General features: G+C 69.2%; 7 protein-coding genes. 2 read left to right on the top strand and 5 right to left on the bottom strand.

Annotated features, from left to right (window positions below; all coding sequences use genetic code 11):
* Positions 1–354: 354 nt before the first annotated feature.
* The 4 genes from JS521_RS06935 to JS521_RS06920 form a co-directional block, all read right to left on the bottom strand.
* A complete protein-coding gene (locus JS521_RS06935) occupies positions 355–1,536 on the bottom strand; it encodes a serine hydrolase domain-containing protein (protein WP_205081844.1) in 1,182 nt (393 codons plus the stop codon).
* A gap of 166 nt (positions 1,537–1,702) precedes the next feature.
* Positions 1,703–2,278: an SDR family NAD(P)-dependent oxidoreductase gene (locus tag JS521_RS06930; RefSeq protein WP_205081843.1), complete on the bottom strand. Its 576-nt coding sequence runs from the start codon at positions 2,276–2,278 to the stop codon at positions 1,703–1,705.
* A 292-nt stretch (positions 2,279–2,570) separates the two neighbouring features.
* Positions 2,571–2,882 carry a hypothetical protein gene (locus tag JS521_RS06925; RefSeq protein WP_205081842.1) on the bottom strand — a complete coding sequence of 104 codons (312 nt, stop codon included), beginning with the start codon at positions 2,880–2,882 and terminating at the stop codon, positions 2,571–2,573.
* Positions 2,883–2,987: 105 nt separating this feature from the next.
* The gene (locus JS521_RS06920; RefSeq protein WP_205081841.1) at positions 2,988–3,200 is read right to left on the bottom strand and encodes a hypothetical protein; all 213 of its coding nucleotides are present in this window, start codon (positions 3,198–3,200) and stop codon (positions 2,988–2,990) included.
* Between the two features lie 557 nt (positions 3,201–3,757).
* Between JS521_RS06920 and panD the strand changes: the two genes are divergently transcribed.
* On the top strand, positions 3,758–4,183 hold the full coding sequence (panD, locus tag JS521_RS06915; protein ID WP_205081840.1) for an aspartate 1-decarboxylase: 426 nt from the start codon (positions 3,758–3,760) through the stop codon (positions 4,181–4,183).
* 42 nt (positions 4,184–4,225) lie between these two features.
* Complete coding sequence (locus JS521_RS06910; RefSeq protein WP_205081839.1) at positions 4,226–4,579, top strand: GNAT family N-acetyltransferase; 354 nt, start codon at positions 4,226–4,228, stop codon at positions 4,577–4,579.
* A 54-nt stretch (positions 4,580–4,633) separates the two neighbouring features.
* On the opposite strand, the gene JS521_RS06905 is transcribed toward JS521_RS06910, so the two are convergent.
* Positions 4,634–5,404 (bottom strand): PIG-L family deacetylase, encoded by a 771-nt coding sequence (locus JS521_RS06905; protein ID WP_205081838.1) that lies wholly within the window; start codon positions 5,402–5,404, stop codon positions 4,634–4,636.
* Between the last annotated feature and the right edge of the window lie 249 nt (positions 5,405–5,653).

The following is a 5,653-nucleotide window of genomic DNA, read 5'->3' as shown; positions in this document are numbered from 1 at the left end:
CACCACTTGGACCTCCCCCCCGCCCCCCCCCCCCCCCCCCCCCCCTTCCCCCTTTGTCTTGCCCTTTGTGTCTTGGCCCGGTCCTCTATCCGGGCTCCCCCCCCCCCCCCCCCGCCCCCCCAATTCTCCATTTGTGTGTTTCTCGAATTTCTGATTGTTTCCCGGCGAAACCGCCGCCTGCGCCCCGGCTCAGGGGGTGACGATCGCGAAGTCGTCACCACCCGGATCGACGACCGGGTCCGCAATGCGGCGCAGGGTGACGGCGAGAAAGGCCTCCGCGAGACGCGCGGGCTCGCCGGGATGCGATCGGAGGGCCTGCTCGTACTGCGCGCCGTAGAAGAAGCGGCTGACGCCTCAGTTGCAGAAGGCGGTGTCCGTGGCGGACACGACCGCCTTCGCGCTCTTTTCCGCGTCGCTGAAGGTTCCGGGGAGTGCGGTCACCGCCAGGCCGACGGAGCGGCCGTCGTCGGTGGCGCCGCCCCGGGTCTCGTAGCCGTCGATGTCGCCGCCGTGCCCCCAGTACACGCCGCCGCAGCTCAGCGGGATGCTGAAGACGCCGAGGCCGTAGCGCCATCCGGGCATGAGCGGAGCGTCGACCGTCTTGCGCATCTCGGCCAGTTGCCCGGGTGCTAGGAGCTTCCCGTCGAGGAGCAGGCGGGCGAATTTCGCGAGGTCGCTCGGCGTGGAGATCATCTGACCGGCGGCTCCGCCCCAGGAGGGGTCCATCCGCGTGGCGTCGATGACCTTGCCGTTCTCCAGGCTGCTGAGCGCGTAGCCGCGGGCGTGGGGCCTGGGGATGGTCCGGTCGCCGGGCTGCGGCCAGGAGGTGTGGCGAAGCCCCGCCTTCCGGATCACGCGTTCCGTGATCTGCTCCTGCACGGGTCGTTCGGTGACCTTCTCGATCAGCATGCCCGCCAGCAGGTAATTGGTGTTGCTGTACTTCCACTTGGCGCCGGGAGCGAAGTCCGCGGGCTGGGCCAGGGCCGCGGTGAGCAGATCGTGCGGTTGGAAGAACTTGTGCTGGATCTTCGCGAAGTTCTCCAGGCCGATGTGTTCGGTGTAGTTGGGAAGACCGCTGGTGTGCTGCAGCAGCTGCCGGATGGTGATCTTCCTGCCGTCGATGCCCTCACCCCGTACCACTCCGGGGAGGTACGTCTCGATGGGCTCGTCCAGGGCGACCTTGCCCTCGGCCACCAGTTGCAGGACCACGACCGCGGTGAACGTCTTGGTGTTGCTGCCCGCCCGTACGTAACCGTCGTGCGGGACCGGAACCTGCTTGCCCAGCCGCGCGGACCCGGAGACCAGCGAGGAGGTACGGCCGTCCTTCCGCACCCACGCGAACGCGGCGGGGAACCCGTCCTTGCTCACCAGCGAGTCGAGGCTCTTCTGCAGGGTCCTGTCCGTGCCACCCCGCCCAGGCGCGTCCTGGGGAGGGTTCGCCGTCGCGGCAACGGTGGTGGCGGATCCCACCAGGCTCGCCGCCGCTATGACCAACAGGCCCTTGCGCAGCTTCGAGGCAGTCCTCTTCGATGTCATCAACACTCCCTGGGTAGGCGGACCGGGCACTGAAGATCCTGCCGGGGAGCGCGGAAGAGATCAGTGGAGCGGACCCCCGGATTCCGGCTGGGGCGGGCACCACCGGGTAGGTGTACCTGAGCACACCGTGGGGGCCCGCCCGCCGGATCGCGGCCGCGGTCGCGGTCTATGCGGCGAGAGACGCCTTGGTCTCCCTGGTCTCCTGGTCGGCGAGCACCTCCGGCGCTCCGGCCTCCAGACCGTCGAGCGCGACGGTCACGACATCGACGGGGTCGTTCTTGGGAATGTCCCAGCCCGCCATCATGTCCGTGTCGGTCGAGCTGAGGTACAGCCCGGTGACCTGGGTGCCCTGCCCGGCCAGTTCCAGGCGGACGCCGTTGGCCATGCTCCATGCGGCGGCCTTCGACGCGGCGTAGGCGTTGGCGCCCGGGTAGGAGAGCCAGGACATCCGCGAGTTCACGTTGAGGATGCCGCCACCGCCGTTGCGGGCCAGGATCGGCGCGAAGATACGGATCATGGCGAGCGGGCCGTAGAAGTTCGTGTCGAACTCCTGCTGGATCGCCGCGAGTTCACCGCTGACGAGGTCGTTTCCGGTGGTCGTTCCGGCGTTGTTGACCAGCAGGGTCAGGTCGGGGGCGGCGGCCACCGCGTCCGGGTCGGTGATGTCGAGCGCCAGCGGAATCGCGCCGGGGGCCAGACAGGGAGGAAGTCTCAGCCGCTCTGGGCGAGCCGATTGATGCATGGGATGTCGAGAAGTACACGCGTAGGTACCCCCTTCTACGGGGTTGGCATCGACACGTATTACGACCCGGAGACTGGGACGCTGGCTGCAGGAGCTGTCGACGTCTGCCGGGGGCCGCAGGTAAGCATCGGCGGCACTTCTCTGGTTGGCCGGCTGCCCTCGGAGCTCGAACCCTGCCAAGCGGTATTACCTGACCGGCACTGACTGACCCGCTGCGCTCCTCCACGATCGACCCATCGGTGCTTGTGTGCGCTGCGCTCCTTGCCGGGCATGCGGTGCGGCTCGCACTGCATCAGCAGCGGTAGCCGTTCGGAACGTGGAGAAGGGCCACGAAGATCCAGACCATGACCGCAGCACCGGCCATGCCACCAAGGAGGGCAACCGCAAGATTCCAACGCCCTACGTAGCCGACGAGCGCACCCCACCATACTGCCGAGATGATCGTGAGCAGAGCCCCGTAGAAGATCAGCGCAAGGCCGTTGGCCGCGCCGTTCACTCCGACGTCGCATGCCCGCCAGGCAGCCGAGAGAAGTACAGACCCGATCACACCGGTGGCCAGGCCTCCCACAGGGGCGGCCACACAGCCCCACTGCCCGCGCGTCACTTCCGGGTCCTGACCTGCGGAACTTCCTCGCCGTTGCGCTGCGCTTGCTCCATCTGATCCATCGCGTCGTTGATTCCTTGCCGGAGCTGTTCCTCGGTCAGGTCGTCACCGTACTTCTCGTAGAGGTCGACCCAACCCGCATCGTGATCTCGGAGCGAGGGCGGGCTTCCGGCGGAGCGGCTCGTCCTCGTTCTCCCTCCGCTTCTTGTCGTCCGCCGCGATGGCGGCTTCCACCTTCCCGACGAGTACCACGTCGGAGTGGACGGAGACGTTCGACGGCTGGGTCAGGTCCTGGAGCACTTCTTCGGTCGGCTTCAACAGCTCTCCTTCACAGTGTGCGAGGCCGGTTCACTATCGGCTGGACCGTACGGAAGGAAGGAACGGCGCACACAAGTGCGCAGGGGGCGCACGACATGGACCTCGGCTCGGTCGGATCGGCGTTGACACCTCAGCCCGCCTCGCTCACGAGGTCCACACTGCCGAGGAGCTTCGGACGGGCGGCAGGCAGCGATCCGGTTTCCGGGCGGTCGAGCATCGATCGGCTGACGGCTGAGAGGGGCCGTGTTCCGTGAGCCGGAGCGATGGCGGGGCCCGGCAGGCCGGTGCGTGGGCGGACTTCGTCCGTGTGCTGAGGCGTCTTCCCCATGCATGATGACTCGTCAGGTAAGTCAGCATCTGGTCAGCACAAGCCCCCGGATGCTCCTGGGCGATTTTCCCAACAGACGTCTGAGTACAGGGGAAGCCCAGGTGGGAAGCCATTTCGACTGATCGGAGCGATGTTCTTCACAAACATCGTTCGGCGTGTCCCGGTGTACAGTCGAGACCGCCCTTGACCTGCACAAAGCAGGCAGGGAGCCGTCTCAGAGGAGTTCACAGTGCTGCGCACTCTGTTCAAGTCCAAGATCCACCGCGCCACCGTCACCCAGGCCGACCTGCACTACGTCGGGTCCGTGACGATCGACGCCGCCCTGATGGAGGCCGCCGACCTGCTGCCCGGCGAGCTGGTCCATATCGTTGACATCGACAACGGCGCCCGCCTGGAGACGTACGTCATCGAGGGCGAGCGCGGCTCCGGTGTCATCGGGATGAACGGCGCGGCCGCACACCTCGTGCACCCCGGTGACCTGGTCATTCTGATCAGCTACGCGCAGGTCGACGATGCGGAGGCCCGTGCTTTCGTGCCGCGGGTCGTGCACGTGGACGCGGACAACCGGATCGTGGCGCTCGGCACCGACGCCTCGGCGCCGGTTCCCGGGAGCCGTACGGAGCGGAGCCCGCAGGCCGTCGTCGCGGGCGGCTGAGAGCGCCGGCCGCGTCCAGGAACCAGGAGAGGGCGGAAGACGATGGCGGAGAACGCTGGCGTGGAGATCAGGGACGACCGGGAGCACGGCAACCTCGTGGCGTACGAGGGCGGTGAGTCGGCCGGGACCATCGCGTACTTCGTCATGGACCCGGCTCCCGGCGCACTCGTGGCCGTCCACACCGTCGTCCGGCCCGAACACGAGGGCAAGGGCATCGCGGGCGCGCTCGTGCGGGAGTTCTACGCGATGGCCGCCCGCGAGGGCGTCCCCGTCGTTCCGCTGTGCCCGTATGCGGCGAAGTGGGCCGAGCGCCACCCCGACGAGGCGCCCGAGGCGTCGGCCGAGCTCGTCCAGGAGTCGAAGCGGCAGCTCAGGAACCACCCCGAGCTGTTCTGACCGGCCCGAGGGGAACCCGGACCGGGGTGGATCGCGGGCGCGGTCCGGGGCGGATCACGCGCTCAGTTCCGTGTCCGACCCGCCCCGGTGCCCCAGGTCCTCGCGGATGTACCACTCGGTGCCCAGTACCTCGCGCCGGACGGCCGGAGTCAGGGCGGCGATCCGGCCGGGTGCCGCTCCTCGTTCCACCTCACTGCGGTGCGCGAGGATCGCGGCCAGCTTCTGCGGAAGCCAGGGGCGGACGTCGACGGTCGTGGTGATCCAGGCGTCCTCCGAGCAGTACAGCGCATCGGCGGGGATGCCCGGCCGGGCCATCCGTCCGCCCACCGCGACAGCTGCCGAGCGGGGGTGGGTGGCGAGGTACAGGGCGCTCGGCTGCCAGGGGGCGCCGGCGCCCGGACGGAACCCGGGGAGTCCGGCGGACCGCACTGCCAGCGCCGTGACCCGGTGGGCGTGGACGTGGTCCGGGTGGCCGGTCATGCCCCCGTACGCGTCCGTCGTGATCACGATCTCCGGGCGTACGTCACGGATGTGGCGGACCAGCGCCGCCACGGCTTCGTCCAGCGGTGCGTCCAGGAACCGGGGCCTGCCCGGGGCCGACTCCGGTACGCGGGCGTCGGCGTAGCCGAGCAGCCGCGGGGTGCCCGCGCCCAGGGCGTCGAGGGCCCGGGCGAGCTCGGCGGTCCGGTGCGTGCCCTCCGCCCAGGTCGCCGTGACCACCGCCGTACGGGCCCCGGCCGCCGCGTGCCGGGCGAGGACGCCCCCGCAGAACAGGGCCTCGTCGTCCGGATGGGCGTGGACGGCGAGAACACTCGGCAGGGGCATGGGGGCACCTTTCGCGTCGGTCGCGACGAGTGCGGAACCGGGCGGCTCCGGGAGTTGTGCACGGAGTCCTGCCCACTCCGGGCGGGCCTGCACCTCTGCCCACTCCCTCCTCGGCCACCGGGCGTATGTGTGGACTCGGCAGGCGCGGGCAGCCGCACCGGGAGACGGTGGAGGAAAGCTCCATCTGTCCTTTTCGTGCCGTTGTGGAGGATCGCGATGACCCACCCGTACCCCGACCCCGTACCGCCC

This window comes from Streptomyces durocortorensis (genome assembly GCF_016901035.1).
Lineage (GTDB): Bacteria > Actinomycetota > Actinomycetes > Streptomycetales > Streptomycetaceae > Streptomyces > Streptomyces durocortorensis.
Note: the sequence above shows the minus strand (reverse complement) of the source record. Positions and strands in the feature narration are given on the sequence as shown.

What these genes read in the sequence shown, in the direction of transcription:
- JS521_RS06935 (WP_205081844.1), bottom strand. Translation starts at nt 1,536, where the DNA reads ATGACATCGAAGAGGACTGCCTCGAAGCTGCGCAAGGGCCTGTTGGTC.
- JS521_RS06930 (WP_205081843.1), bottom strand. Translation starts at nt 2,278, where the DNA reads ATGCATCAATCGGCTCGCCCAGAGCGGCTGAGACTTCCTCCCTGTCTG.
- JS521_RS06910 (WP_205081839.1), top strand. Translation starts at nt 4,226, where the DNA reads ATGGCGGAGAACGCTGGCGTGGAGATCAGGGACGACCGGGAGCACGGC.
- JS521_RS06905 (WP_205081838.1), bottom strand. Translation starts at nt 5,404, where the DNA reads ATGCCCCTGCCGAGTGTTCTCGCCGTCCACGCCCATCCGGACGACGAG.